The following is a 24,160-nucleotide window of genomic DNA, read 5'->3' as shown; positions in this document are numbered from 1 at the left end:
GGGTATGCTGCAACACAGCTCCTGTTCGCTGGGGGGTTGGCAATCAAACCCAAAAGGGCGTTGCTTTTACACAACGCCCTGCTCGCATAATCAGTGGATCAGGCGGCAGCCATTGGCCGCACGCCCAAAGTATGGCAGATCGCATAACTCATTTCGGCGCGGTTCAGCGTATAGAAGTGAAAATCTTTCACCCCTTCGCGGCTGAGGATCTTCACCATATCCATGGCGATATTGGCACCAACCATTTTGCGAGTTTCCGCATCATCGTCCAGCCCAGCAAACATGCTGGTCATCCAGCTTGGCACACGCACGTTGGTCAAGCTGGCGAAGCGTTGCAGTTGCTTGAAGTTCGATACCGGCAGCATGCCCGGTATGATTTCCACATCAATGCCTGCGGTGACACAACGGTCACGGAAACGCAGGTAACTTTCCACGTCAAAAAAGAACTGGGTGATGGCGCGGTTGGCACCAGCATCAACTTTACGTTTCAGGTTGATCAGATCTGCCTGAGCACTTTTCGCTTCCGGGTGCACTTCCGGGTAAGCAGCGACGGAGATATCAAAGTCACCAATGTCTTTTAGCAGCGTCACCAGATCGGTGGCGTACATTTCAGGCCTGCCACCGTCCGTCGGCGGCAGATCGCCGCGCAGCGCCACGATGTGGCGGATGCCGCTGCTCCAGTAATCGCTAGCGATATCGCGCAATTGAGCCGGGCTGGCGTCGATGCAGGTTAGGTGCGGGGCAGCATCCAAGCCGGTGCGATCCTTGATCCCCTTAATGATGCTGTGGGTGCGTTCCCGCTCGCCGGAGTTAGCACCGTAGGTCACCGAAACGAATTTAGGTTTGAGGCTGCTTAGACGATGGATCGATTGCCATAGGGTGTCTTCCATCTCGCTGGTACGCGGTGGGAAGAACTCGAATGATACGTTAATCTGACCGTTTAACTCCGCCAGACTCTGATTCAGCGCTTCCCGCTGGTTTGCGTGATAAAAACTCATACCCTGTCCGCCTCTTATCGATCATTGCATTGCCACAATAAACATCTATACGTTTAGACGTCTATATAGAAATTGCCGCAGGTCGGCTAAAGAGTCAACAGGAAAGTGGGAGTAGTAAGATGATTAATCTTCACCCACTAAGCGAAAGAATTTCATGATGAAAACAGCTGTCATTAATTTGGCAGGAAAAGTGCGGGGGCGCGGTGAAGCGCCCCTAGAGAATTACAGTAGTTGCGTCAGACGGTTTAGGTCTGACTGGATCGCGCCCGCAGTCACATCGCGGCCAGCGCCCGGCCCACGGATCACCAACGGATTGTCGCGATACCAGCGGCTTTCGATAGCGAACACGTTGTCGCACGGCAGCAGCGAAGCCAGTGGGTGTTCAGGACGCACTGCTTCCACACCGACCCGCGCCTTACCGCTAGCGTCAAAACGTGCTACATGACGCAATACTAGCCCCATTTCTCTGGCAGCGTCAAAACGCCGCTGCATATGCTGGTTCAGTGCATCGCCGTTCTCAAAAAACTGGTCAATGGAACCCTGCTCACAGCCCGCTGGCACCAGCGACTCGACCCGTACCTGATTAGGCTCAATGCCATAGCCGGCTTCGCGCGCCAAGATCACCAATTTGCGCATTACGTCCTGACCGGATAGATCGACCCGTGGGTCTGGTTCAGTCAGCCCTTGCTGCCAAGCTTGATCGACTAATTCGGTGAACGGCACGGTGCCATCGTACTGTAGGAATAGCCAAGACAGAGTGCCGGAAAAAATGCCGCTGATCGCCAGAATGCTGTCGCCGCTGTCGCGCAGATCGCGCACTGTATGGTTGACCGGCAGGCCAGCCCCCACGGTAGCGTTATACAACCAATGGCGACCAGTCTTGGCGAAAGCATCGCGGATTTGGCGATAAGTGCCACCGTCCGACGCCCCGGCCAGCTTGTTGGCGCTAATCACATGAAAGCCATAGCTGGCGAAATCCAGATATTGCTCAACCAGGTGCTCACTGGCGGTGAGGTCAAGCACCACCAGATCATCAAACGGGTGCGCGCGCATCCACAAGAACAGCGACTCTTCGTCCAGCGCCTGCGCTTCTTCTTCGAAGAACGCCAGCACGCGGCTAGCGCCTAGCCCACTGTAGTTCAGTAGGCTACGGTGGCTATCCACCACCCCCGCTAGACTGAACTCAAAGCCGCTGCGGGCGGAAATGTTCTTCTGTTCACGGGCAAACAGTTCTAACCAGCGTGAACCGATATTGCCTTTGCCGAACAACACCAAACCGATACGTTTTTCAGCGCGGAACAAACTCTGGTGCAAGCCCTGAATCAGTAGTCCGGTCGGCCCCTGGCGTAACACTGCCACCAGGCTGATGCCGTCTTCCGCTTGCCAGAAAAACTCGACTGGCTGGTCTTTCAACTGCTGATAGAAGCGATGGCTGTGCAGTGGGTTTTTACTCACGCCCGCACCTACCATCGCCACCAGTGCCAAACCTTCGCGCAATTGCCGCTTGCCCGGCAGCGCAGCGTCCTGCAAAATGCGCAGGATGCTGCTGGCTACTTCAGAGGTGTAACATAACTGCACCAGATTGCGGTCTGGATGGATACCTATCGCCAGCGGTTTGATCTGCGAGCGCTTAAACACCAAATCCAGCTCTTGTTGCGCCAGCTTGAAATCATGTTGGCTGGCAACACACAGCTCGATCAGGCAGACATCATCGTGACTGGTAATAATCTTGGCACCCGTGCCAGAAGCCAGCACGCGCTCAATACGCGTCGAACCTTGCTCAGGTTGATAGCTGCAACGCAGTTGGAGATCGATATTACTGCCAGAAACCGGCTGCAAGGTGCGGGTGTGCAGCACCGGCGCTGCCAGACGCGCCAACTCGCTGGCCTCGTCCAACCGCAACAATGGCAGCAGGCAGGCATCTTTCACCTTACGTGGATCGGCGCTGTATACCCCGGCCACATCGCTCCAGATGGTCACACGCACCACACCCGCCAATGCACCAATTTGGGTCGCGGAATAGTCACTGCCGTTACGCCCCAATAACACGGTTTCACCGGCGTGGTTACGTGAAATAAAGCCAGTCACTACCAGACGTTTGCCCGGATGCTGCGCCAATAACTGTTGCAGCAATGGATAAGAACGGCCCTTATCCACCTGCGGTTGTGCAGCGCGCTCCGCACACAGGAATTCACGCGCATCGAGCCATACTGCCTGCATGTCCCGCTTATTGAGCACTGCCGCCATCAGACGCGCTGACCAAATTTCACCGTGGCCAACCACTTCAGCATAGCAGGCGTCAGTGATTTTACCGTCCAGCAACGCCGCCAGACGTTCCAAATCCTGAGTAAATTCAGTGATCAACGGCTCTGCGTTCTCCGGCGGCAACAAACCACTGATCAACTCGCTGTGATAACGGCGCAGCGCTTGCTGTATCTGATGCGCAGAGAGGCGATCACTTTGGCTAAATTTTAGCCAATCAATCAATTGGTTGGTGGTGCTGCCAGCGGCCGACACCACCATCATGTCGTCCGGTTGACTATATTCGGCCATGATGCCAGCCACACGCAGATAACACTTCACATCCACCAAGCTGCTGCCGCCAAACTTGTGCAATTGACGCCCATTCACTGGCTCTGCTACCTCGATTGCATTCATGCTTACCTCGTTGCCGCCGTCTGGAAAGCACGTTCCAAATCGGCAATCAAGTCTTTACTGTCTTCAATACCCACTGAAATGCGCAGCAGGCTATCGGAGATGCCTGCCGCCGCCCGTGCTTCCGACGTCATACCGGCGTGGGTCATGGTTGCTGCATGCGAGATCAGGCTTTCTACGCCACCCAACGATTCTGCCAACGTAAACAGCGTTAGGGCAGAGAGAAAGCGACGCAGTAGTGCTTCGTCACCGTCCAGTTCAAAGCTCAACATCGCACCAAAACCGCGTTGCTGGCGACGGGCAATTTCATGCCCTGGGGTTTCAGGCAGAGAGGGATGATACAGCTTTTTCACCAGTGGTTGTTGCTGTAAATAGCTGACAATTGCTTCGGCGTTTTTTTGCGCCGCCTTGATGCGTAGCGACAATGTGCGCATGCCGCGTAGTAGCAGATAGCTATCGAAGACGCCGCCGGTCACCCCGATATTATTGGCCCACCAGGCCAGTTCATCCGCCAGATCCGGGTCTTTGGCGATCACCGCACCGGCCACCACGTCAGAGTGGCCGTTGAGGTATTTGGTGCAGGAATGAACCACTAGATCAGCACCCAGTTTGATCGGCTGCTGCAACGCCGGGCTGAGAAAAGTGTTATCCACCATCACCTGCGCACCCACCGCATGCGCAGCGTCACAAATCGCCGCAATATCTACCACCCGCAGCAACGGGTTGCTGGGGCTTTCGATCAGCACCAACTTCGGCTTTTGCGCTAACGCCTGCTGTAGCGCTTTTTCATTCCCCTGATCGACAAACAGCACCCGGTAGGCATCGCGTTTGTTCAGGCTATCGAACAAACGGTAGCTGCCGCCATAGCAGTCATGCGGTGCCACTAGCAGTTCACCAGGCTTCAGCAACAAGGTCGTCACCAGGTGGAGCGCCGACATCCCGCTAGCGGTCATCACCGCACCGCTTCCACCTTCTAGCACCGCCAACGCGCGTTGTACCACGTCACGCGTGGGGTTGCTGCGGCGCGAATAGTCATGAGCGCGTGGTTGGTTGAAACCAATAAAGTTATAAGTGCTAGACAGATGGATCGGTGGAACAACGCAGCCGTGCTGTTTGTCGTCATTCAGGCCGCTGCGCACGGCAATGGTGGCTAGTTTACACGTCATACTCAGCTCTCTGGATACGGGTAAAGAAGCCTCAAAGATTAGTCGCAATAAATATGGACGTCAACACATCTAGCCGTCTAAACACCTTTGCGTGTAGATTGAGAAACCCCCTAATACCCGCTAAAATTAAGTCAGTTTGATATGACGATAGAATGTTAATTGGAATTCATAGATAGGGTCTATTGAGCGTCAGTACTCAATAAATTGAGTCGCACCAGAAGGGACATTTATTTAGTGAGAACAGTGAAAATCGGGCATAATTGGCCAATTTTAGAATTTTGTAATTTTTCTGATAAATCTAAGGTGCCCTATGGCTGAGTGGAACGGCGAGTATGTCAGCCCTTACGCTGAACACGGTAAAAAAAGCGAGCAAGTAAAAAAAATCACGGTATCCATTCCACTGAAGGTGCTGAAAATTCTCACCGACGAACGAACCCGTCGCCAAGTGAACAACCTGCGCCACGCTACCAACAGCGAATTGCTGTGCGAAGCGTTTCTGCATGCCTTTACCGGCCAACCGCTACCGAATGATGAAGACCTGTGCAAAGAACGCAGCGATGAGATACCAGAAGCCGCAAAAGTGCTGATGCGTGAACTGGGTGTCGATCCCGATGCCTGGGAATATTAACGAAAAGGGCACCTTCGGCGTAATGCTTGTCAGTTAAGCTTTTGAGGACGCCGCAACGGGTAACGTTGCGGCTTCTTTTTTACCGCTCTTGGATAATGTCTTTGCCGTCGGGCTGGCAGGACGAAGCTTTCAGCCATCGCCAGGATTTCATTCATCACTTTCGGCACCTTTCCCGGAGCCACCGCTGGCAGTATGCTCAGTTGCGCTGTTAGATACAGTGCAGCCTGTTTAAACCCTATCTGGTAAGGCTCCACGTTTTTCAGGCTGTAAGCCATCTGTGCCATCATGAACCTCAGCAGGTTATAAGCCAGCACTACACCCCAGAGTTCCTGTCTTATTAGCTCTGGCTTTCTGCTTCTCAGCGTCAGTTCATTTTGCAACAGATGCTGTTTCATTTCTCTGAAGCCCTGCTCGATTTCCCAACGCTGCCCGTAAAGGTCAACGATATCAGCTTTAGGGTAACGTAACGGATCGCACATTGACGTCAGGATCTGTATTGTTTTTCCGTTGATTTCTTTACTTATCAACCTCGCCGTCAGTGTTTGAGGCGCATCTTTCCATTTCTTACGGGCCTGAGGGGGTAAGCTGAGTTCGACCAGTTCATGTCCTGCACCCAGCTTCTCGCGCACCTGATACTGCGCGCCTTTGCGCAGTGGGATCATCCAGTGTTTTTCTGTTCCTGATGACCACCAGTGGTGAAGCAACCCGAGTGCATAGAAGCCTTTATCCAGTATCGTCAGTGAGTGGTCCTGCGTCTGCCCGGCCAATTGAGCGGCAAGGTCAACTTCGCTGGTTTCTGACACGCTGCCAAAGCTCACACCGGATAACAGATGACTGGTCACTTCCATCTGACAGACCATACGCAGCTGTGGCCAGTCGGACTGGGCATACTCATTAGCTGTTCGTCCAAAAGCAGCATCATTTTCCGGCGTGTCCGGTGTTCTCCACAGAGTGCCGTCTACAGCCATCAATGTCAGACCGTTCCAGTGGGATAACGGTGTTTTCTCGAACCAGAGTTGGCGTGTTTTCTCGAAAACCAGTCTAACCACATCTTCCCCGAGCCGCTGACGGGCTTGTACCACGGCGCTGGGTGCGACAAAAGGACGCTTACCCGGCAGCATAATATCGAGATGTGAAACCAACTGATTCATGGAAAATGAGCGGAACAAGGACATACCGGCGACAGCCCAGACCATCATCTCCATGGGGAGACGGCGCTTGCGAAGCGTCACGACCCCGGTATCAGCCAGGCACTCATCGATAAGCTCAGGTGAGAGCAAATCAGACAGTGCAGCAAACTCTTTAGGAGAGAATTTAAGAACGGCATCAAGCGCCTGACTCAGTAACATAAAAAAATCCGTAATCTCAGGGAGATTACGGATTTTCACACAGAGGTAGGATCGTTCAAGTGATCCTTAACTGATCGGCATTACACCTTCGGCGCCCTTTTCATCTGACAGTAGGATAATCTTATTTCTTAGCGCCGAGTACGCTGAAACGCTTGTTGAAGCGGTCTACACGGCCACCGGTAGCAACATCACGCTGCTTGCCAGTGTAGAACGGATGGCATGCGCCACAAACGTCCAGGTTCAGATCGTGCCCCACAGTAGAGCGAATTTTGATCACGTTACCGCAAGAGCAGTTAGCAGTAACTTCTTCGTATTTTGGGTGGATACTTTGCTGCATGGGAAACCTCAGTTAAGGCCGTGTCGCTATCCAGCCCTGTTTCGCCAGACACCACACGAGGTTGATAATAGAATTTGGTATCGAATTATACCAAAGGCGCTAAATTATACAGAATTAAAAGTACTACGCAATCGGAACCGCGCATTTGCCCGTGCGCCGTGTAAACTGACAGACTGTTTTGTTCACTCTGGATCACCCCATGCCCGTTGTGCGCGTTGCTTTGCCCGTTCCCCTCGCCCGCACCTTTGACTATCTGTTGCCGCCAGGTTCACAGCCGCTGGCAGGCGCGCGCGTTTGTGTGCCTTGGGGCAAGCAGCAGGCGATAGGCATTGTCACTGATTACAGCGAAACCAGCGAGCTGCCGCTAGAGAAGCTGAAACTGATCGACAGCACGCTCGACAATGCCTCGCTATTCTCCCCTTGTCTGTGGCGCATCCTGCGCTGGGCTAGCGATTACTATCATTATCCGATCGGTGAGGTGTTGTTCCACGCGCTGCCTATTTTGCTGCGGCAAGGCAAACCAGCCGAAGCCACGCCGCTGGAGCAATGGTTTGCCACTGATCTAGGGCATGCCACCCTGCTGGATAGCTTGAAACGCGCGCCCAAGCAGCAACAAGCGCTGGCGCTGCTCAAGCATCGCCCGGTCTATCGCCACCAGGTCAGCCTGCTGGAACTGACGGAAAGCGCTTTACAGGCGCTACGTAACAAGGGGCTGATCGATCTGCGTTACCAACTCGCCACTCCACAGGACTGGCGTCCCAGCTTTGCCGTGCTGGGCGAACGGCTGTCACTGAACACCGAACAAACCACCGCAGTGGGGGCGATCCGCAGTGAAGACGAACAGTTCGCCGCTTGGCTACTGGCCGGGGTCACTGGCTCCGGTAAGACCGAGGTCTATCTTAGCGTGCTGGAGAATATCCTAGCCAAGGGTAGGCAGGCGCTGGTGCTGGTGCCGGAAATCGGCCTGACGCCGCAAACTATCGCCCGCTTCCGCGAGCGTTTCAACGCGCCGGTAGATGTGCTGCACTCTGGGCTGAACGACAGCGAGCGGCTGGCAGTATGGCTGCGCGCCCGCAGCGGCGAAGTGGCTATTATTATCGGCACCCGTTCGGCGCTATTCAGCCCATTCCAGCGGCTGGGGCTGATCATTATCGATGAAGAACACGATAGCTCATATAAACAACAGGAAGGCTGGCGCTACCATGCCCGTGACCTGGCGGTATTGCGCGCCAAGGAGGAAAACATCCCGATAGTGATGGGTTCCGCCACCCCGGCACTGGAAACACTGCACAATGTGCAACGGGGCAAATACCGCCAGTTGACACTCAGCCTGCGTGCAGGCAACGCCAAACCGGCAGCGCAGCATCTGATCGATCTCAAGGGTCTGCCGCTTAAGGTTGGCCTGTCGCCACCGCTGCTGAAAAGCATGCAACACCATCTTAAGGCTGGCAATCAGGTGATGCTGTTCCTGAACCGCCGTGGTTACGCCCCAGCGCTACTGTGCCATGAATGTGGTTGGATCGCCGAATGCCAGCGCTGTGACTACTACTACACTTTCCATCAGAATCAGCACCAGTTGCGTTGCCACCACTGCGACAGCCAGCGGCCAGTGCCGCACCAATGCCCGCAATGCGGTTCTACCCACTTGGTGTCAGTCGGCATCGGCACCGAACAACTGGAAAACGGGCTGGCACCGCTGTTCCCCGACACGCCCATCACCCGCATCGATCGCGACACCACCAGCCGCAAAGGTTCGTTGGAACAGTATTTGGCGGATATTCACCGTGGTGAATCGCGCATTCTGATCGGCACCCAGATGTTGGCAAAAGGGCATCACTTCCCCAATGTCACCCTGGTGGCGTTGCTGGATGTCGATGGCGCGCTGTTTTCCGCCGATTTCCGCTCCGCTGAACATTTTGCCCAACTGTATACCCAAGTTTCGGGGCGCGCCGGCCGAGCAGGTAAGCAGGGGGAAGTGCTGTTGCAAACTCACCATCCAGACCACCCGTTGCTGCAAATTTTGCTGCAACAGGGTTACGACGCCTTCGCCAAACAGGCGTTGGCGGAACGCAACAGTGTGTTCCTACCGCCGTATACCCATCATATTATCGTGCGCGCAGAAGACCACGATAATCAGCAGGCTCCGCACTTTCTCCAGCAACTGCGCAATTGGCTAGAGACCAGCCCGCTAAAGGATGATTCGCTATGGGTATTAGGCCCAGTGCCAGCACTGCATGCCAAACGCGGCGGCCGCTTCCGCTGGCAACTGCTGTTGCAGCATCCATCACGGCAGGTATTACAACAATTGATGAAGAACTTGCTGCCACTGGTCAGCACCCTGCCACAAGCCCGCAAGGTGAAATGGACGCTGGACGTCGATCCAATAGATAGCTGATGCCAATCAAAGTCTGATTCAGTGGTTCTAATACCAACGTTTACCCTCGAAATTGCGGACGAACGCTAAAAAGCGTTTTCTATTCACACTTTTTATGCAAATTAGGTAACAAATTTAGGACATATTCTGTTTAGAATGTCTGCTCGCGGCGTACAGAATATTAAAGCGCAAATGACGCTAGACAATAACTCTACCGCCCGACAGCAACTCAGTAGTCGCTTAGACGTGGGGCTGACGCAAGGAGATAATCTTTGAAAAATAAGAAAAAATTACCGATGGCGACGATGAAAGACGTTGCTAAAATGGCAGGCGTTTCAACAGCGACCGTATCGCGCGCGCTAATGAATCCGGAAAAAGTGTCAACACCGACGCGTCAGAAAGTGGAACAGGCCGTGCTGGCCTTGCGCTATTCCTTTCGTGGCCTGTCACGCACTATCAAACGCCAGGAATCCCGCACTATTTTAGTGATCACCCCCGACATCTGCGATCCATTTTTCGCCGACGTGATCCAGGGGATCGAGCACACTGCTACGCAACAGGGCTATCTGGTGTTGATCGGCGACTGCGCGCACCAACATCAACAGGAACACACCTTCTTCAACCTCATCATTACCAAACAGATAGGCGGCATGCTGTTGCTAGGCTCCAACCTGCCTATTGACGTTAGCAAGGAAGAGCAGCGCCATCTACCACCGATGGTGATGGCCAACGAATTTTCCCCCGCGTTGGAATTGCCAACAGTACATATCGATAACCTGACCGCCGCCTTCGAGGCCGTGCATTATTTATACCAGTTAGGCCACCGGCAGATCGCCTGTATCGCCGGGCCGGAACAGATTTCACTAAGCCACTATCGGCTACAAGGTTACATTCAAGCGCTACGTCGCAATGGCATTAGCGTCGAAAGCAGCTATATTACCCGAAGTGACTTTACCTACGAAGCAGGCGCTCAGGCGCTGGCGGCGTTGATGGTTCAGCCTAAACCGCCTACGGCGGTCTTCTGCCATAGTGATGTAATGGCGATAGGCGTACTGTCACAAGCGAAAAAAATGAGCTTGCGGGTGCCGCAAGATCTGTCAATCGTCGGCTTTGACGACATCAAACTGGCACAATATTGCGATCCACCGTTAACCACAGTGGCACAGCCACGCTACCAGATCGGCAGACAGGCGATGTTGCTACTGTTGGAGCAACTACATGGGCAAAAGGTAGCGAGTGGCTCGCGGCTATTGGACAGCGAGTTGATTATCCGGGGCAGCACCGCTGCCCCTAAACGCTAGTCAAATATCTTATGATTCAGTAACATGGTAGACTTACCCTCTAATCATGACACAGCGGAATAATAGTGGCACAAAAAGACTATGTAAGCCGTGGACACGTGGCAGGAGCTAGGCACAAACCCTCTAGCCGTAAAAAACGTGGCTCTACCAAGGTCTCCAAAACCGTACTGGCACTGGCCGCCGCCCTGCTGGTGATCTTTATTGGTGGCCTCTATTTCATCACGCACAACAAGCCGAACAGCGTGCCATTGCTGCCAACGCCCAACAACCGCCCAAGCAATAACCTGCCACCAAAACCTGAAGAGCGTTGGAGATACATCAAGGAGTTGGAAAACCGCCAGATTGGCGTGCAAACCCCAACCGAACCTACAGCCGGCGGTGAAGTGAACGCCAAAACCCCGCTGACCGCCGAGCAGCGCAAACTGCTGGAACAAATGCAGGCCGATATGCAACAGCCTCCAACACAACTCAATGAGGTGCCGTACAACGCCCCTTCACAAGCCACTGCGCGTGGTAATAGCCATCAGCAACAGCAGGTCGCCCCACCACGCAATCTATTTAACAAAGGAGCGACCAGCGCACCGGTTCAGCCTCCGATTGAACCGAAGCCGGCAGTGAAACAGGACAGATTTAAGCAGGAAGCCAAGACGGGATCCAAACAAAAATGGACGGTGCAGTGCGGCTCCTTCCGCGCTACCGATCAGGCTGAATCCGTCCGCGCACGCTTGGCGTTTGAAGGTATCGAAAGCCACATCACCACGGGTGATGGCTGGAATCGTGTCATACTCGGCCCCTACAGCAGCCGCGAAACGGTAGACAAGACCCTCGCTCGCCTGCACGGTGTTGGCATGTCAAGTTGTATTACCCGCGCCGTGGGGGGTTGAAAAGCGCCAATTCTCCCCCATCTATGCTCTCAATATGCCTCATAGTCTCTGCATATGCAGAGACTATGAGGGCTTTCTTTCTGTCTTCAACCAGGATCTGCTCGTGACAACAATAGTAAGCGTTCGCCGCCACGGCCAGGTAGTGATCGGCGGTGATGGCCAGGCTACCTTGGGTAATACAGTGATGAAGGGCAACGTCAAAAAAGTACGTCGCCTGTACAATGACAAAGTGATTGCTGGTTTCGCTGGCGGCACCGCTGACGCTTTCACACTCTTTGAATTGTTTGAACAAAAATTAGAAATGCATCAGGGCCACCTGGTGAAAGCCGCTGTTGAACTGGCGAAAGATTGGCGCACTGATCGTATGTTGCGCAAACTTGAGGCACTGCTAGCCGTTGCCGATGAACACGCCTCGCTGATTATCACGGGCAACGGCGATGTCATCCAGCCTGAGAACGATTTGATTGCCATCGGCTCCGGTGGCCCATATGCCCAAGCTGCGGCGCGAGCGCTGTTGGAAAATACCGAATTGAACGCCTGCGAAATCGTTGATAAATCTCTCGGCATTGCTGGCGATATCTGTATTTACACCAACCATTTCCACACTATTGAAGAATTGCCTTCCAAAGCGTAAGGATCAAATACCATGTCTGAAATGACCCCGCGCGAGATCGTCAGCGAGTTGGACAGCCACATCATTGGCCAACACAAGGCCAAACGTGCTGTCGCCATTGCCCTGCGCAACCGCTGGCGTCGGATGCAGCTCAATGAGATGCTGCGTCATGAAGTGACACCAAAAAACATTTTGATGATCGGCCCGACGGGTGTCGGTAAAACCGAAATCGCCCGCCGTCTGGCGAAGCTGGCCAACGCACCGTTCATCAAGGTTGAAGCGACCAAATTTACCGAAGTGGGCTACGTGGGTAAAGAAGTGGACTCCATCATCCGCGATCTGACCGACGCTGCAATCAAAATGGTACGCATACAGTCGATCGAGAAGAACCATGCCCATGCCGAAGAACTGGCCGAAGAACGCATTCTCGATGTGCTGATCCCACCAGCCAAGAACAACTGGGGCCAGTTGGAAGAGCATAAGGAACCGTCAGCCGCCCGTCAGGCATTTCGTAAGAAACTGCGTGAAGGTCAACTGGACGACAAAGAGATCGAACTCGATTTGGCAGCCACCCCGATAAACGTGGAAATCATGGCACCTCCGGGCATGGAAGAAATGACCAACCAGTTGCAGTCGATGTTCCAGAACCTGGGTAGCCAAAAGCAGAAGCCGCGCAAACTGAAGATCAAAGAAGCTTTCAAGCTGCTGGTGGAAGAAGAAGCCGGCAAGTTGGTTAATCCAGAAGAGCTGAAAGAGCAGGCGATCGAGGCAGTCGAGCAGCACGGTATCGTGTTTATTGATGAGATCGACAAAATCTGCAAGCGTGGTAACCAAAGTTCCGGCCCGGACGTATCGCGCGAAGGCGTGCAGCGCGACCTGTTGCCGTTGGTGGAAGGCTGCACCGTTTCCACCAAGCACGGTATGGTGAAAACCGATCATATCCTCTTCATCGCCTCCGGCGCATTCCAGACCGCCAACCCGTCAGATCTGATCCCAGAATTGCAAGGTCGCCTGCCCATCCGCGTTGAGTTGCAGGCGCTGACCACTGAAGATTTCGAGCGTATCCTGACCGAACCCAGCGCCTCACTGTCCGAGCAGTATAAAGCGCTGCTGGGTACCGAAGGCGTCAACATCGAGTTCACCACCGATGGCATCCGACACATCGCTGAAGCTGCATGGCAGGTTAACGAAAACACCGAAAACATCGGCGCGCGCCGTCTGCACACCGTGCTGGAACGTCTGATGGAAGATATTTCCTACGATGCGAGTGAAATTAACGGTCAAACTATTACAATCGATGCGGATTATGTGCGTAGTCATCTGGATGAACTGGTTGCGGATGAAGATTTGAGTCGTTTTATCCTATAATCGCTCAATCATTGTCCTGTCAGTTATTTATGTGGGAGACATACCTCCCACAACTATTTCTAACAGACACAGCAATTTACTGATAGAAGCGAAACATGAACGCATCAGTCCCCACTCCGATCACCGCTTGGTTGGAAAGTTTACGCCCCCGCACCCTACCGCTGACTTTCGCCTCTATTGTCGTTGGTTCTGCGATCGCCGCCTGGCATAACAGCTTGAAGCCCGGCGTAGCATTGCTGGTGCTGCTGACCGCTGGCCTGCTGCAAATTCTCTCCAACCTGGCTAATGACTATGGCGATGCAGCAAAAGGCAGTGACAAAGAAGATCGTATCGGGCCGTTACGCGGCATGCAGAAAGGTATGATCACCCAGGCGCAGATGAAACAGGCACTGGTGATAACAGTGATGTTGAACGCCATCGCCGGCGGTTCACTGATCGCCGTGGCCTGCGAGCAGCCCAGCGACATTATCGGCTTCCTTATGTTGGGTGTGCTTTCGATCATTGCCGCCATCACTTATACCGTTGGCACCAAACCTTACGGCTACCTAGGGCTAGGAGACGTCTCGGTACTGGTGTTCTTCGGCTGGCTGAGCGTGGCGGGCACCTACTACCTACAGACGCATAGCTTTAACAACATGGTGATGCTGCCGGCCACCGCCTGTGGTCTGCTGGCAACAGCGGTGCTCAACATCAACAACCTGCGCGATATCGACAGCGATCGCGCGAACGGCAAAAACACTTTGGCGGTGCAGTTGGGGCCACAGAGGGCGCGCGTCTACCATGTGCTGCTGCTGAGCAGTGCTGTGCTGTGCTTTGCCCTGTGCAATCTGCACAGTCCGTGGGGCTGGCTGTTCTTGCTGGCGATCCCGCTGCTGGTTTGTCATGCCCTGCGTGTACTACGCAACCCAACGCCAGTCGGTATGAGACCGATGCTGGAGCACATGGTCAAGGCGGCGCTGCTAACCAACTTGCTGTTCGCCATCGGCGTGGCACTCAGTTAAAAACTGATGATTTTGCCAACAGGGCGAATAAAGGAATATAATGGACATTCCAGCGGCAAACCGATGCAAATTCCTATGAAATACGATACTTCCGAACTTTGCGACATCTATCATGAAGAGGTGAATGTTGTTGAACCTCTTTTCTCCAATTTTGGCGGGCGTACTTCATTTGGAGGGCAGATCACCACGGTGAAATGCTTTGAGGATAACGGCCTGTTGTTTGACCTGCTTGAAGAAAACGGCCGGGGCCGGGTGCTATTGATAGACGGTGGTGGTTCCGTGCGTTGTGCGCTGATCAACGCCGAACTGGCGCGCCTAGCCACCCTGAACGAATGGGAAGGCATAGTGGTTTATGGTGCAGTGCGCCAGGTGGATGATTTGGAAGAGCTGGACATCGGCATTCAGGCAATGGCGGCAATCCCGGTAGGCGCAGTTAGCGGGGGCGTAGGTGAAAGCGATATCCGCGTTAACTTCGGTGGCGTCACTTTCTTCTCCGGTGACCATCTGTACGCCGACAACACCGGTATTATCCTTTCCGAAGATCCCCTTGATATTGAGTAAGCCACAGCAATGAAAAAGGCGCTTAGTGCATAATGCCGATCAGTTAAGGATCACTTGAACGATCCTACCTCTGTGTGAAAATCCGTAATCTCCCTGAGATTACGGATTTTTTTATGTTACTGAGTCAGGCGCTTGATGCCGTTCTTAAATTCTCTCCTAAAGAGTTTGCTGCACTGTCTGATTTGCTCTCACCTGAGCTTATCGATGAGTGCCTGGCTGATACCGGGGTCGTGACGCTTCGCAAGCGCCGTCTCCCCATGGAGATGATGGTCTGGGCTGTCGCCGGTATGTCCTTGTTCCGCTCATTTTCCATGAATCAGTTGGTTTCACATCTCGATATTATGCTGCCGGGTAAGCGTCCTTTTGTCGCACCCAGCGCCGTGGTACAAGCCCGTCAGCGGCTCGGGGAAGATGTGGTTAGACTGGTTTTCGAGAAAACACGCCAACTCTGGTTCGAGAAAACACCGTTATCCCACTGGAACGGTCTGACATTGATGGCTGTAGACGGCACTCTGTGGAGAACACCGGACACGCCGGAAAATGATGCTGCTTTTGGACGAACAGCTAATGAGTATGCCCAGTCCGACTGGCCACAGCTGCGTATGGTCTGTCAGATGGAAGTGACCAGTCATCTGTTATCCGGTGTGAGCTTTGGCAGCGTGTCAGAAACCAGCAAAGTTGACCTTGCCGCTCAATTGGCCGGGCAGACGCAGGACCACTCACTGACGATACTGGATAAAGGCTTCTATGCACTCGGGTTGCTTCACCACTGGTGGTCATCAGGAACAGAAAAACACTGGATGATCCCACTGCGCAAAGGCGCGCAGTATCAGGTGCGCGAGAAGCTGGGTGCAGGACATGAACTGGTCGAACTCAGCTTAACCCCTCAGGCCCGTAAGAAATGGAAAGATGCGCCTCAAACACTGACGGCGAGGTTGATAAGTAAAGAAATCAACGGAAAAACAATACAGATCCTGACGTCAATGTGCGATCCGTTACGTTACCCTAAAGCTGATATCGTTGACCTTTACGGGCAGCGTTGGGAAATCGAGCAGGGCTTCAGAGAAATGAAACAGCATCTGTTGCAAAATGAACTGACGCTGAGAAGCAGAAAGCCAGAGCTAATAAGACAGGAACTCTGGGGTGTAGTGCTGGCTTATAACCTGCTGAGGTTCATGATGGCACAGATGGCTTACAGCCTGAAAAACGTGGAGCCTTACCAGATAGGGTTTAAACAGGCTGCACTGTATCTAACAGCGCAACTGAGCATACTGCCAGCGGTGGCTCCGGGAAAGGTGCCGAAAGTGATGAATGAAATCCTGGCGATGGCTGAAAGCTTCGTCCTGCCAGCCCGACGGCAAAGACATTATCCAAGAGCGGTAAAAAAGAAGCCGCAACGTTACCCGTTGCGGCGTCCTCAAAAGCTTAACTGACAAGCATTACGCTTAGTGCGCCCTTTTCGTTTTTGTGTGACCACCAAGGATCAAACTTCTTCCATTTTCCCCAGCAGGGTGCGTAGGCGATCTTGCCATACAAGCTGCTCTTCTTTCAGTTGTTGGTTCTCGCGCAGCAAAGATTCATGGTTACCGGAGGCTGCTTGAACTTCCTGCGTCAGAGCGATATTTTTTTCTTTCAGCTCTTCAATTTCCATCTGCAACAAGGTGATAGTATCAATCGCCTGCTGAACTTTTGCTTCCAATTTCTCAAATACTTCAAATGACATTCTTCAGTCCCCTCATGATAGCAAGGCGTACATCTATAGGTAGCGGCTGCAAATACGCATCGCGCCAAGTGACACACACATTGTTATTAAACATAATGCGCACGTCTCGATAAAAACGATTGTAAGTAGCCTGCCTACAACTGTCTAGCATCATACCGACTCATCACGCAGTCTGTTGCAATTTTCCTGCCGCCACCATCAGCAAAAATCGAAAATACCTTCTCCCCAACCGCCGCCACACGATTAACCACTGCCGGATAACCATTGGCCTAATCACTGCTTTATCGCTCAAAAAGAACACAAAATGACACAAACTCGCTCATATTTATGACGAATCACACACATTTTTATTTCGCTATTTCTCGTTTATTTTCATTAACGATAAATTAATCACCTCCCTTGATCTAATAATTGGACGAGATGAAAAAATTGTACCCACAGGCTGGGTGATACCGAACCCTAACCCCATACCCCTCGTTTTGCAGGACGACAACATTATGACGAACCAAACTACCAAGCCAACATTAAAAGGCCAGTGTATCGCGGAGTTTCTTGGCACCAGTCTGTTGATCTTCTTTGGTGCAGGCTGCGTTGCCGCGCTGAAACTGGCGGATGCCAGCTTCAGCCAATGGGAAATCAGCGTCATTTGGGGCTTGGGCGTTGCCATGGCCATTTATCTGACCGCTGCAATCTCCGGCGCACACCTCAACCCGGCTGTTACCATTGCCCTGTGGCGGTTCGCCTGCTTTGATGGATGCAAAGTACTGCCTTATATCCTGGCGCAAATCGCTGGTGCCTTCTGCGCGGCAGCCCTGATCTACGGGCTGTATTACAACTTGTTCTTCGATTTCGAAGTGGCGCACCACATGGTGCGTGGCAGCGATGAAAGCCTGGCTCTCGCTGGCATCTTCTCCACTTACCCTAACCCGCATCTCTCCGTTGGCCAGGCTTTCTTGGTAGAAACGGTGATCACCGCCATCCTGATGTGTTTGATCCTGGCGTTGACCGATGACGGTAATGGCATCCCGCGTGGCCCGCTGGCTCCCCTGCTGATCGGTGCCCTGATTGCCATCATCGGTGCCTCAATGGGGCCATTGACGGGATTTGCGTTGAACCCAGCGCGTGATTTCGGCCCGAAGCTGCTCGCTTATCTAGCTGGCTGGGGCAAAGTGGCTTTCACCGGCGCTCGTGACATCCCGTACTTCCTGGTGCCGATCTTTGGCCCAATCATCGGCGCAAGTCTGGGCACCTTCGGCTACCGTGCGCTGATTGGCCGCCACCTGCCTTGCGATATCGGCACCACGAAAGAAACAGATTGATATAGCTTTAAACAGTGACCAACAGCAGGATGACTATCATGACAGTAGAAAAAAAATACATTGTCGCACTCGATCAGGGAACCACCAGTTCACGCGCTATTGTGCTCGATCACGATGCCAACATCGTCGCGGTGTCACAGCGTGAATTCGTGCAAATTTACCCGAAAGCCGGTTGGGTTGAACACGATCCGCTGGAAATCTGGGCGTCACAAAGTTCCACGATGGTAGAAGTGCTGGCGAAGGCCGATATCAACACCGATCAGATCGCCGGTATCGGCATCGCCAATCAACGTGAGACGACCATTGTCTGGGAAAAAGAAACCGGCAAGCCGATCTACAATGCCATCGTCTGGCAATGCCGTCGCACCGCCAGTATCTGCGAGAAACTCAAGCGCGATGGCCTGGAAACATACATCCATCACACCACCGGCTTGGTGGTTGACCCCTATTTCTCCGGCACCAAAGTCAAGTGGATCCTGGACAATGTGGCAGGCGCACGCGAGCGTGCTAAACGCGGCGAACTGCTGTTCGGCACCGTTGACACCTGGCTGGTGTGGAAGATGACCGAGGGGCAGGTGCATGTGTCTGATTACACCAACGCATCGCGCACCATGATGTTCAACATCCACGAGTTGGACTGGGATGAACGCATGCTGGAGGTGCTGGATATTCCCCACGCCATGTTGCCGAAAGTCCGCCCGTCTTCTGAGGTGTACGGCCATACCAACATTGGTGGCAAAGGCGGCACCCGTATTCCTATCGCTGGTATCGCCGGGGATCAACAGGCGGCGCTATATGGCCAGCTATGCGTCCAATCGGGCATGGCGAAAAACACTTACGGCACTGGCTGCTTCCTGCTGATGAACACCGGCAAGAAAGCGGTGCGATCCCACCACGGTTTGCTGACCACCATCGCCTGCGGCCCACGCGGTGAAGTGAACTACGCGCTGGAAGGCGCAGTATTTATCGGCGGTGCGTCAATCCAGTGGCTGCGCGATGAGCTGAAACTGTTCAGCGACGCTGCCGACTCTGAATATTTCGCCACCAAGGTGAAAGACAGCAATGGCATCTACATCGTGCCGGCCTTCACCGGCCTGGGCGCACCTTATTGGGACCCGTATGCACGCGGCGCGATCTTCGGCCTGACTCGCGGCGTCAACAGCAACCACATCATCCGTGCCACACTGGAGTCCATCGCCTATCAGACCCGCGACGTGCTGGACGCCATGCAGGCCGATGCCAACACTCGCCTACGATCGCTGTGCGTGGATGGTGGCGCGGTCACCAACAACTTCCTGATGCAATTCCAGGCTGACATCCTCGGCATCCGCATAAAGCGCCATGAAGTGCGCGAATCGACGGCACTCGGTGCAGCTTTCCTGGCAGGTCTGGCTATCGGCTACTGGAACGATCTGAATGAGGTGAAGAGCAAAGCGGTTATCGAGCGTGAATTCCAGCCCAGCATCGAAACCACCGAGCGCAACTACCGCTATAGCGGCTGGAAAAAAGCGGTGGCGCGCGCTCAAGCATGGGAAGAGCACGACTAATCGCCTATCCCTGTAAGCGCACATCGTTGCAGCCAGTTTGCCCACAGACAGCGCGCAACTACAGGAGTGCGTGGGGATTCTGCTCAGGGCCAAAATGGCAAATAAAATAGCCTAATGGGATAGGTTCTAAACCTGGCTTGCGGTTTGTGGTGTGGGCGGCATTTTTTTAACTGGCAGGCGACAAATGGCTGGAGCGCGGCGAGCCGACTAACACCGCGACCATAACCTATGGTTTTATCTGGTATTATCCTGATGCTGTACCCGATTGGATAACGGCCACCAGCACAGCAATATCAACAGCGCCATGGCGAACATCAACAGCCCCAGGCTGAACTGCCCAGTCTGCGGCAACGTAGCGGAAAACCAGGCCGCCAGGCCTGAACCCAGGTTCTGCATACCACCAACCAATGCGCCCGCCGCACCCGCCAGATAAGGGAAAGGCTCCATCGCGCCAGTAGTAGCCAATGGGAACATCATACCAGCACCGAAGAAAAACAGCGTGGCTGGGACGATCAATGTCCAGATATTCATCACCCCAAACCAGCTTGGAGTCCACATCATCAACCCTGCCAGCAGGCAACTGAGTACCGCGTGCCACATCAAGCTGTGGAAAGTTTTTCCATCACGTCCGGCGTACCAGGCACCGAAGAACGCCGCAGGGATCGGCAAGATAAACAAGATGCTAACGGTTACGCCGCTCAGGCCCAGTATGCCCCCCATCAATACGCCACAACTGGCTTCAAACACCACAATCCCCGCCAATGCGCCGATCAGCATCACCAAATAACAGGTAAAGGTGCCATCTGCCAGCAGTTGGCGGAAGCTGGCCAACATGCGGCGCTTTTCCGTCAGCGCTGGCCGGGTTTCTGGTAGCCAGCGGAACATGGCGTAGGTGACCCCAATGCCCAACGCTAGCAGGAAAGCATAGTTAGCACGCCAGCCAAATAGCATCGCCAATGCCCCACCGATCAGCGGTGCAAGCAGTGGGCTGATCAGGATACCCATATTCAGCAGGCTATTGGCATAACGTAGTGCAATGCTAGCGTACAGGTCACGCGGCAAGGTACGCGCCATTACCCCCGCTACGCCGGTACCCATGCCCTGAATGGCGCTGGTAACCACCAGCATGGATAATCCGTTGGATAGCAAAGCCCCCAGCGAGCCGATCAGGAAGATCATCATCCCGGCCAAGATCACCGGCCGACGACCTATGCTATCTGACAGCGGGCCGTAAATCAGTTGAGAAAAGCCGTAGGTCATCAGATATGCTGCCATCACATGCTGCACGGTGCCGGGGAGAACCGACAGATCATGCGCGATATCAGCAATAACGGGAACATAGATAGTTTGCGCCATTTGCCCAACGGCCACCAACAGGATAAGCATCACCAACAGGTGAAGATTTTCAATTTTTTTCATTAATCTTTTTCTTCATCTTTGCCCAGGTATTAACGGGTCCATAGCCCGTTGCAGCAGCCAAAATGGCGAGCAGCCCTCTCTAGGCGGCATAAGCTAACAAATCTAATTTTTTTAGCGAGTTTCAGGAAAAGATTGATCTAAGTTACACTGGCAGCAAACGCAACCAGATCCGTAAATTAATTGGTACATCTAACGCTTAGAGAGTAAAAAAGCCGAATGAACCGTGGCGTTGTTAGGTTATGCCCATCAGCGCCGCTGGCGGGCATAACCTAACATTTAATCGATAATTACTTCCAGCAAATTAAAATAACATTATAGGAATGAGATTTATGAAAACACCAACGCTGATTTTATTCGACCACGGGAGTCGTTGATTATGGCTGAATGGGTTAACGGCAAGGTTGTAAAGGTAGAACAATGGACTAGCGGGCTGTTTAGCATCACCATTAACGCGCCGATCGCTCCTTTTATCGCAGGACAATTTACCAAACTGGCACTGGAAATCGATGGCATAAGTGTGCAACGTGCCTATTCCTACGTCAACGCTCCCAGCAGCCCAAACTTGGAGTTTTACCTGGTTACCGTACCGGAGGGCAAGTTGAGTCCAAGGCTCGCTCAATTGCGCCCTGGCTCGGAGGTGATGCTCACCAAGGAAGCAGCCGGGTTCTTCGTGCTAGATGAAGTCCCTGAGTGTGAAACGCTGTGGATGTTGGCGACCGGCACTGCCATCGGCCCTTACCTGTCAATTTTACAGGAAGGCACCGGGCTGGAGCGAATCAAACAAGTGGTGCTGGTGCATGCCGCTCGTTTTGCACACGATCTGAGCTACCTGCCGCTGATGCAGCAATTGCAGCAGCACTACAACGGCAAGATGCGCATTCAGACTATTGTCAGCCGCGAAGCAACAGCTAATGCCCTGACCGGGCGCATACCCGCACTGATCGAGGATGGCTGTCTGGAAGCTGTAGTAGGATTAACTATCGACGCCGACACCAGCCATGTGATGCTGTGTGGCAACCCACAGATGGTGCGCGATACCCAGAAAATCCTGCAAGAGCAACGCCAGATGCGCAAACACCTGCGCCGCAAGCCGGGGCATATCACCAGCGAACACTACTGGTGATGCCACCTGCTTATCATTTATCTACACTTCCAATACCTCAGGTGATTTTGTAAGTAATGAAATGGCGGTTACACGTGGAAATCTTAATATGTCGTTTCTGCCACCTCTTTCGTTATCCAGGCTGAGGGGGTTACTGATATCGCCTTCGGCTGCAAGCTGTAATCGTGGTGACCCTATCCCCCCACTCTATCTACGCTTTTTTTGCGCATTTTTGAGGATAACGCCCAACTAAACTGACAGCAAACATTCATAATCTGAATGTTTGCAATGGCGAGTTATGCAGCAAAACAGGGCATTTAGGGGCCAATGGCTTTGGCCCCTGGAGAAGCTACGCTGTGCCGCCGACCGTCAGGCTGTCCAGCTTCAAGGTAGGTTGGCCGATACCCACCGGCACACTTTGCCCTTCTTTGCCGCAGACGCCGACACCTTTATCCAACGCCAGATCATTGCCAACCATTGAAATCTGTTGCATCGCCTCAATACCGGAGCCGATCAGCGTGGCACCCTTCACTGGTTTGGTGATGCGGCCTTTCTCGATCAGGTAAGCTTCGGTGGTGGAGAATACAAATTTGCCGGAGGTGATATCCACTTGACCACCGCCAAAGTTCGGCGCATACAGGCCGTACTCAACGCTGGCGATGATCTCTTCAGGTATTGACTTGCCCGCCAGCATGTAGGTATTGGTCATACGCGGCATCGGCAGATGTGCGTAGGACTCACGGCGTCCATTGCCAGTTGGTGCCATGCCCATCAAGCGCGCATTGAGTTTATCTTGCATGTAGCCTTTCAGAATGCCGTTCTCGATCAACACGTTGTACTGACCCGGCACACCTTCATCATCAATGGCCAACGAACCACGGTACCCCTGTAGGGTGCCATCATCCACCACAGTGCACAATTCGGAAGCCACCCGTTGGCCCATCTGGCCACTGAATACTGAGGTGCCGCGCCGGTTGAAATCGCCTTCCAGGCCATGGCCTACCGCTTCGTGCAACAGTACTCCCGGCCAGCCAGCTCCCAGTACCACCGGCATATTGCCTGCAGGGGCTGCCACAGCGATAAGGTTCACCAGCGCCATGCGCACCGCCTCTTTGGCGTAGGTGTCGGCGCGCGTTTCGCCGTCAATGTTTTCTAAGAAGTAGTCATAACCGAAACGGCCACCGCCACCGCTGGAACCGCGTTCACGCTTGCCGTCTTGTTCCACCAGCACATTGACGGAAAGGCGCACCAGTGGGCGCACATCCGCCGCCAAGGTGCCGTCGGTAGCCGCTACCAGCATCTGCTCGTAGATGCCGGTTATGTTGGCGCTCACTTCTTGCACGCGTGGGTCGGTGTTACGCGCTACTTTGTCAACGCGGTGCAACAGGGCAATTTTCTCTTCGCGCGACAGGCTCTGCAACGGATCGAGCAACGGATACCGCGCCTGATGGCTGATTTCACCCAGGGTGTGTGCCCTGCCATTGCCGCTGTCGCGCACGATGCTGCGCGCTGCCTGGGCGCTTTGCTGCAACGCATTTAGGGTGATCTGGTCAGCATAGGCAAAACCGGTTTTCTCGCCGCTAACGGCGCGAATCCCGACACCCTGATCGATATTGTAAGACCCATCCTTGATGATGCCGTCTTCAATCATCCAAGCTTCGTGATAGCTGGACTGAAAATAAAGGTCAGCGTAATCGAGGCGGCGTTCTGCCAGTTGGCCCAGTACCTGGTATAGGTCTTGATGGCTCAGCTTATTCGCCGCAAGTAACTGCTCACTGACAAATGTCAGACTCATAATTTTTTCACTCTTGAAAG

The 24,160-nt window shown here is 53.6% G+C and carries 20 protein-coding genes; 12 read left to right on the top strand and 8 right to left on the bottom strand.

What is annotated here, in order from left to right:
• Window positions 1-98 precede the first annotated feature (98 nt).
• The 3 genes from metF to metB form a co-directional block, all read right to left on the bottom strand.
• Entirely contained in the window at window positions 99-998 is a 900-nt protein-coding gene (metF, locus tag SYMBAF_RS16070) for a methylenetetrahydrofolate reductase (protein WP_040263977.1), read from the bottom strand.
• Window positions 999-1,220: 222 nt separating this feature from the next.
• Entirely contained in the window at window positions 1,221-3,656 is a 2,436-nt protein-coding gene (locus tag SYMBAF_RS16065) for a bifunctional aspartate kinase/homoserine dehydrogenase II (RefSeq protein ID WP_040263979.1), read from the bottom strand.
• Window positions 3,657-3,658: 2 nt separating this feature from the next.
• Window positions 3,659-4,819 (bottom strand): cystathionine gamma-synthase, encoded by a 1,161-nt coding sequence (gene metB / locus SYMBAF_RS16060; RefSeq protein WP_040263981.1) that lies wholly within the window; start codon window positions 4,817-4,819, stop codon window positions 3,659-3,661.
• Window positions 4,820-5,129: 310 nt separating this feature from the next.
• On the opposite strand from metB, the gene metJ reads away from it, so the two are divergent.
• Complete coding sequence (gene metJ, locus SYMBAF_RS16055; RefSeq protein ID WP_006708712.1) at window positions 5,130-5,447, top strand: met regulon transcriptional regulator MetJ; 318 nt, start codon at window positions 5,130-5,132, stop codon at window positions 5,445-5,447.
• Between the two features lie 29 nt (window positions 5,448-5,476).
• On the opposite strand, the gene SYMBAF_RS16050 is transcribed toward metJ, so the two are convergent.
• On the bottom strand, window positions 5,477-6,796 hold the full coding sequence (locus SYMBAF_RS16050; protein WP_040263633.1) for an IS4 family transposase: 1,320 nt from the start codon (window positions 6,794-6,796) through the stop codon (window positions 5,477-5,479).
• Between the two features lie 121 nt (window positions 6,797-6,917).
• Entirely contained in the window at window positions 6,918-7,133 is a 216-nt protein-coding gene (gene rpmE / locus SYMBAF_RS16045; RefSeq protein ID WP_006708713.1) for a 50S ribosomal protein L31, read from the bottom strand.
• Window positions 7,134-7,332: 199 nt separating this feature from the next.
• On the opposite strand from rpmE, the gene priA reads away from it, so the two are divergent.
• The 8 genes from priA to SYMBAF_RS16005 all read left to right on the top strand — a co-directional run bounded on the left by priA (window position 7,333) and on the right by SYMBAF_RS16005 (window position 16,668).
• Entirely contained in the window at window positions 7,333-9,528 is a 2,196-nt protein-coding gene (gene priA / locus SYMBAF_RS16040) for a primosomal protein N' (protein ID WP_040263983.1), read from the top strand.
• Between the two features lie 251 nt (window positions 9,529-9,779).
• The gene (gene cytR / locus SYMBAF_RS16035) at window positions 9,780-10,808 is read left to right on the top strand and encodes a DNA-binding transcriptional regulator CytR (protein ID WP_040263985.1); all 1,029 of its coding nucleotides are present in this window, start codon (window positions 9,780-9,782) and stop codon (window positions 10,806-10,808) included.
• A gap of 65 nt (window positions 10,809-10,873) precedes the next feature.
• A complete protein-coding gene (gene ftsN / locus SYMBAF_RS16030; RefSeq protein WP_040263987.1) occupies window positions 10,874-11,692 on the top strand; it encodes a cell division protein FtsN in 819 nt (272 codons plus the stop codon).
• A 103-nt stretch (window positions 11,693-11,795) separates the two neighbouring features.
• Window positions 11,796-12,326: an ATP-dependent protease subunit HslV gene (hslV, locus tag SYMBAF_RS16025; protein WP_040263989.1), complete on the top strand. Its 531-nt coding sequence runs from the start codon at window positions 11,796-11,798 to the stop codon at window positions 12,324-12,326.
• A 12-nt stretch (window positions 12,327-12,338) separates the two neighbouring features.
• Window positions 12,339-13,673 carry an HslU--HslV peptidase ATPase subunit gene (gene hslU, locus SYMBAF_RS16020; RefSeq protein WP_040263991.1) on the top strand — a complete coding sequence of 445 codons (1,335 nt, stop codon included), beginning with the start codon at window positions 12,339-12,341 and terminating at the stop codon, window positions 13,671-13,673.
• A 95-nt stretch (window positions 13,674-13,768) separates the two neighbouring features.
• The gene (locus tag SYMBAF_RS16015) at window positions 13,769-14,674 is read left to right on the top strand and encodes a 1,4-dihydroxy-2-naphthoate polyprenyltransferase (protein WP_040263993.1); all 906 of its coding nucleotides are present in this window, start codon (window positions 13,769-13,771) and stop codon (window positions 14,672-14,674) included.
• A 75-nt stretch (window positions 14,675-14,749) separates the two neighbouring features.
• The gene (gene rraA / locus SYMBAF_RS16010; RefSeq protein WP_040263995.1) at window positions 14,750-15,235 is read left to right on the top strand and encodes a ribonuclease E activity regulator RraA; all 486 of its coding nucleotides are present in this window, start codon (window positions 14,750-14,752) and stop codon (window positions 15,233-15,235) included.
• Window positions 15,236-15,348: 113 nt separating this feature from the next.
• Entirely contained in the window at window positions 15,349-16,668 is a 1,320-nt protein-coding gene (locus SYMBAF_RS16005) for an IS4 family transposase (RefSeq protein WP_040263997.1), read from the top strand.
• A gap of 50 nt (window positions 16,669-16,718) precedes the next feature.
• Here SYMBAF_RS16005 and zapB read toward each other — a convergent pair whose 3' ends face one another.
• Window positions 16,719-16,958, bottom strand: a complete 240-nt coding sequence (zapB, locus tag SYMBAF_RS16000; protein ID WP_040263999.1) for a cell division protein ZapB — start codon at window positions 16,956-16,958, stop codon at window positions 16,719-16,721.
• A gap of 497 nt (window positions 16,959-17,455) precedes the next feature.
• Between zapB and SYMBAF_RS15995 the strand changes: the two genes are divergently transcribed.
• Both SYMBAF_RS15995 and glpK read left to right on the top strand, forming a co-directional pair.
• Window positions 17,456-18,277 carry an MIP/aquaporin family protein gene (locus SYMBAF_RS15995; RefSeq protein ID WP_040264001.1) on the top strand — a complete coding sequence of 274 codons (822 nt, stop codon included), beginning with the start codon at window positions 17,456-17,458 and terminating at the stop codon, window positions 18,275-18,277.
• Between the two features lie 38 nt (window positions 18,278-18,315).
• On the top strand, window positions 18,316-19,824 hold the full coding sequence (gene glpK, locus SYMBAF_RS15990) for a glycerol kinase GlpK (protein ID WP_040264004.1): 1,509 nt from the start codon (window positions 18,316-18,318) through the stop codon (window positions 19,822-19,824).
• A gap of 234 nt (window positions 19,825-20,058) precedes the next feature.
• Here glpK and emrD read toward each other — a convergent pair whose 3' ends face one another.
• Entirely contained in the window at window positions 20,059-21,243 is a 1,185-nt protein-coding gene (emrD, locus tag SYMBAF_RS15985; protein ID WP_040264005.1) for a multidrug efflux MFS transporter EmrD, read from the bottom strand.
• Window positions 21,244-21,619: 376 nt separating this feature from the next.
• On the opposite strand from emrD, the gene fpr reads away from it, so the two are divergent.
• Entirely contained in the window at window positions 21,620-22,366 is a 747-nt protein-coding gene (fpr, locus tag SYMBAF_RS15980; RefSeq protein ID WP_040264007.1) for a ferredoxin--NADP(+) reductase, read from the top strand.
• Window positions 22,367-22,694: 328 nt separating this feature from the next.
• Here the strand turns inward: fpr and tldD are convergent, their stop codons facing one another.
• Complete coding sequence (tldD, locus tag SYMBAF_RS15975; RefSeq protein ID WP_040264009.1) at window positions 22,695-24,140, bottom strand: metalloprotease TldD; 1,446 nt, start codon at window positions 24,138-24,140, stop codon at window positions 22,695-22,697.
• Window positions 24,141-24,160 lie beyond the last annotated feature (20 nt).

Origin of the sequence: Serratia symbiotica (genome assembly GCF_000821185.2) — a bacterium.
Taxonomy (GTDB): domain Bacteria; phylum Pseudomonadota; class Gammaproteobacteria; order Enterobacterales; family Enterobacteriaceae; genus Serratia; species Serratia symbiotica.
The sequence above is the reverse complement of the archived record's forward strand: the minus strand, read 5'-3'. Positions and strand labels throughout refer to the sequence as shown.

Coding starts and splice junctions, on each gene's coding strand:
- metF (WP_040263977.1), bottom strand. CDS start 998: ATGAGTTTTTATCACGCAAACCAGCGGGAAGCGCTGAATCAGAGTCTG.
- SYMBAF_RS16065 (WP_040263979.1), bottom strand. CDS start 3,656: ATGAATGCAATCGAGGTAGCAGAGCCAGTGAATGGGCGTCAATTGCAC.
- metB (WP_040263981.1), bottom strand. CDS start 4,819: ATGACGTGTAAACTAGCCACCATTGCCGTGCGCAGCGGCCTGAATGAC.
- metJ (WP_006708712.1), top strand. CDS start 5,130: ATGGCTGAGTGGAACGGCGAGTATGTCAGCCCTTACGCTGAACACGGT.
- SYMBAF_RS16050 (WP_040263633.1), bottom strand. CDS start 6,796: ATGTTACTGAGTCAGGCGCTTGATGCCGTTCTTAAATTCTCTCCTAAA.
- rpmE (WP_006708713.1), bottom strand. CDS start 7,133: ATGCAGCAAAGTATCCACCCAAAATACGAAGAAGTTACTGCTAACTGC.
- priA (WP_040263983.1), top strand. CDS start 7,333: ATGCCCGTTGTGCGCGTTGCTTTGCCCGTTCCCCTCGCCCGCACCTTT.
- hslU (WP_040263991.1), top strand. CDS start 12,339: ATGTCTGAAATGACCCCGCGCGAGATCGTCAGCGAGTTGGACAGCCAC.
- SYMBAF_RS16015 (WP_040263993.1), top strand. CDS start 13,769: ATGAACGCATCAGTCCCCACTCCGATCACCGCTTGGTTGGAAAGTTTA.
- rraA (WP_040263995.1), top strand. CDS start 14,750: ATGAAATACGATACTTCCGAACTTTGCGACATCTATCATGAAGAGGTG.
- SYMBAF_RS16005 (WP_040263997.1), top strand. CDS start 15,349: ATGTTACTGAGTCAGGCGCTTGATGCCGTTCTTAAATTCTCTCCTAAA.
- zapB (WP_040263999.1), bottom strand. CDS start 16,958: ATGTCATTTGAAGTATTTGAGAAATTGGAAGCAAAAGTTCAGCAGGCG.
- SYMBAF_RS15995 (WP_040264001.1), top strand. CDS start 17,456: ATGACGAACCAAACTACCAAGCCAACATTAAAAGGCCAGTGTATCGCG.
- glpK (WP_040264004.1), top strand. CDS start 18,316: ATGACAGTAGAAAAAAAATACATTGTCGCACTCGATCAGGGAACCACC.
- emrD (WP_040264005.1), bottom strand. CDS start 21,243: ATGAAAAAAATTGAAAATCTTCACCTGTTGGTGATGCTTATCCTGTTG.
- fpr (WP_040264007.1), top strand. CDS start 21,620: ATGGCTGAATGGGTTAACGGCAAGGTTGTAAAGGTAGAACAATGGACT.
- tldD (WP_040264009.1), bottom strand. CDS start 24,140: ATGAGTCTGACATTTGTCAGTGAGCAGTTACTTGCGGCGAATAAGCTG.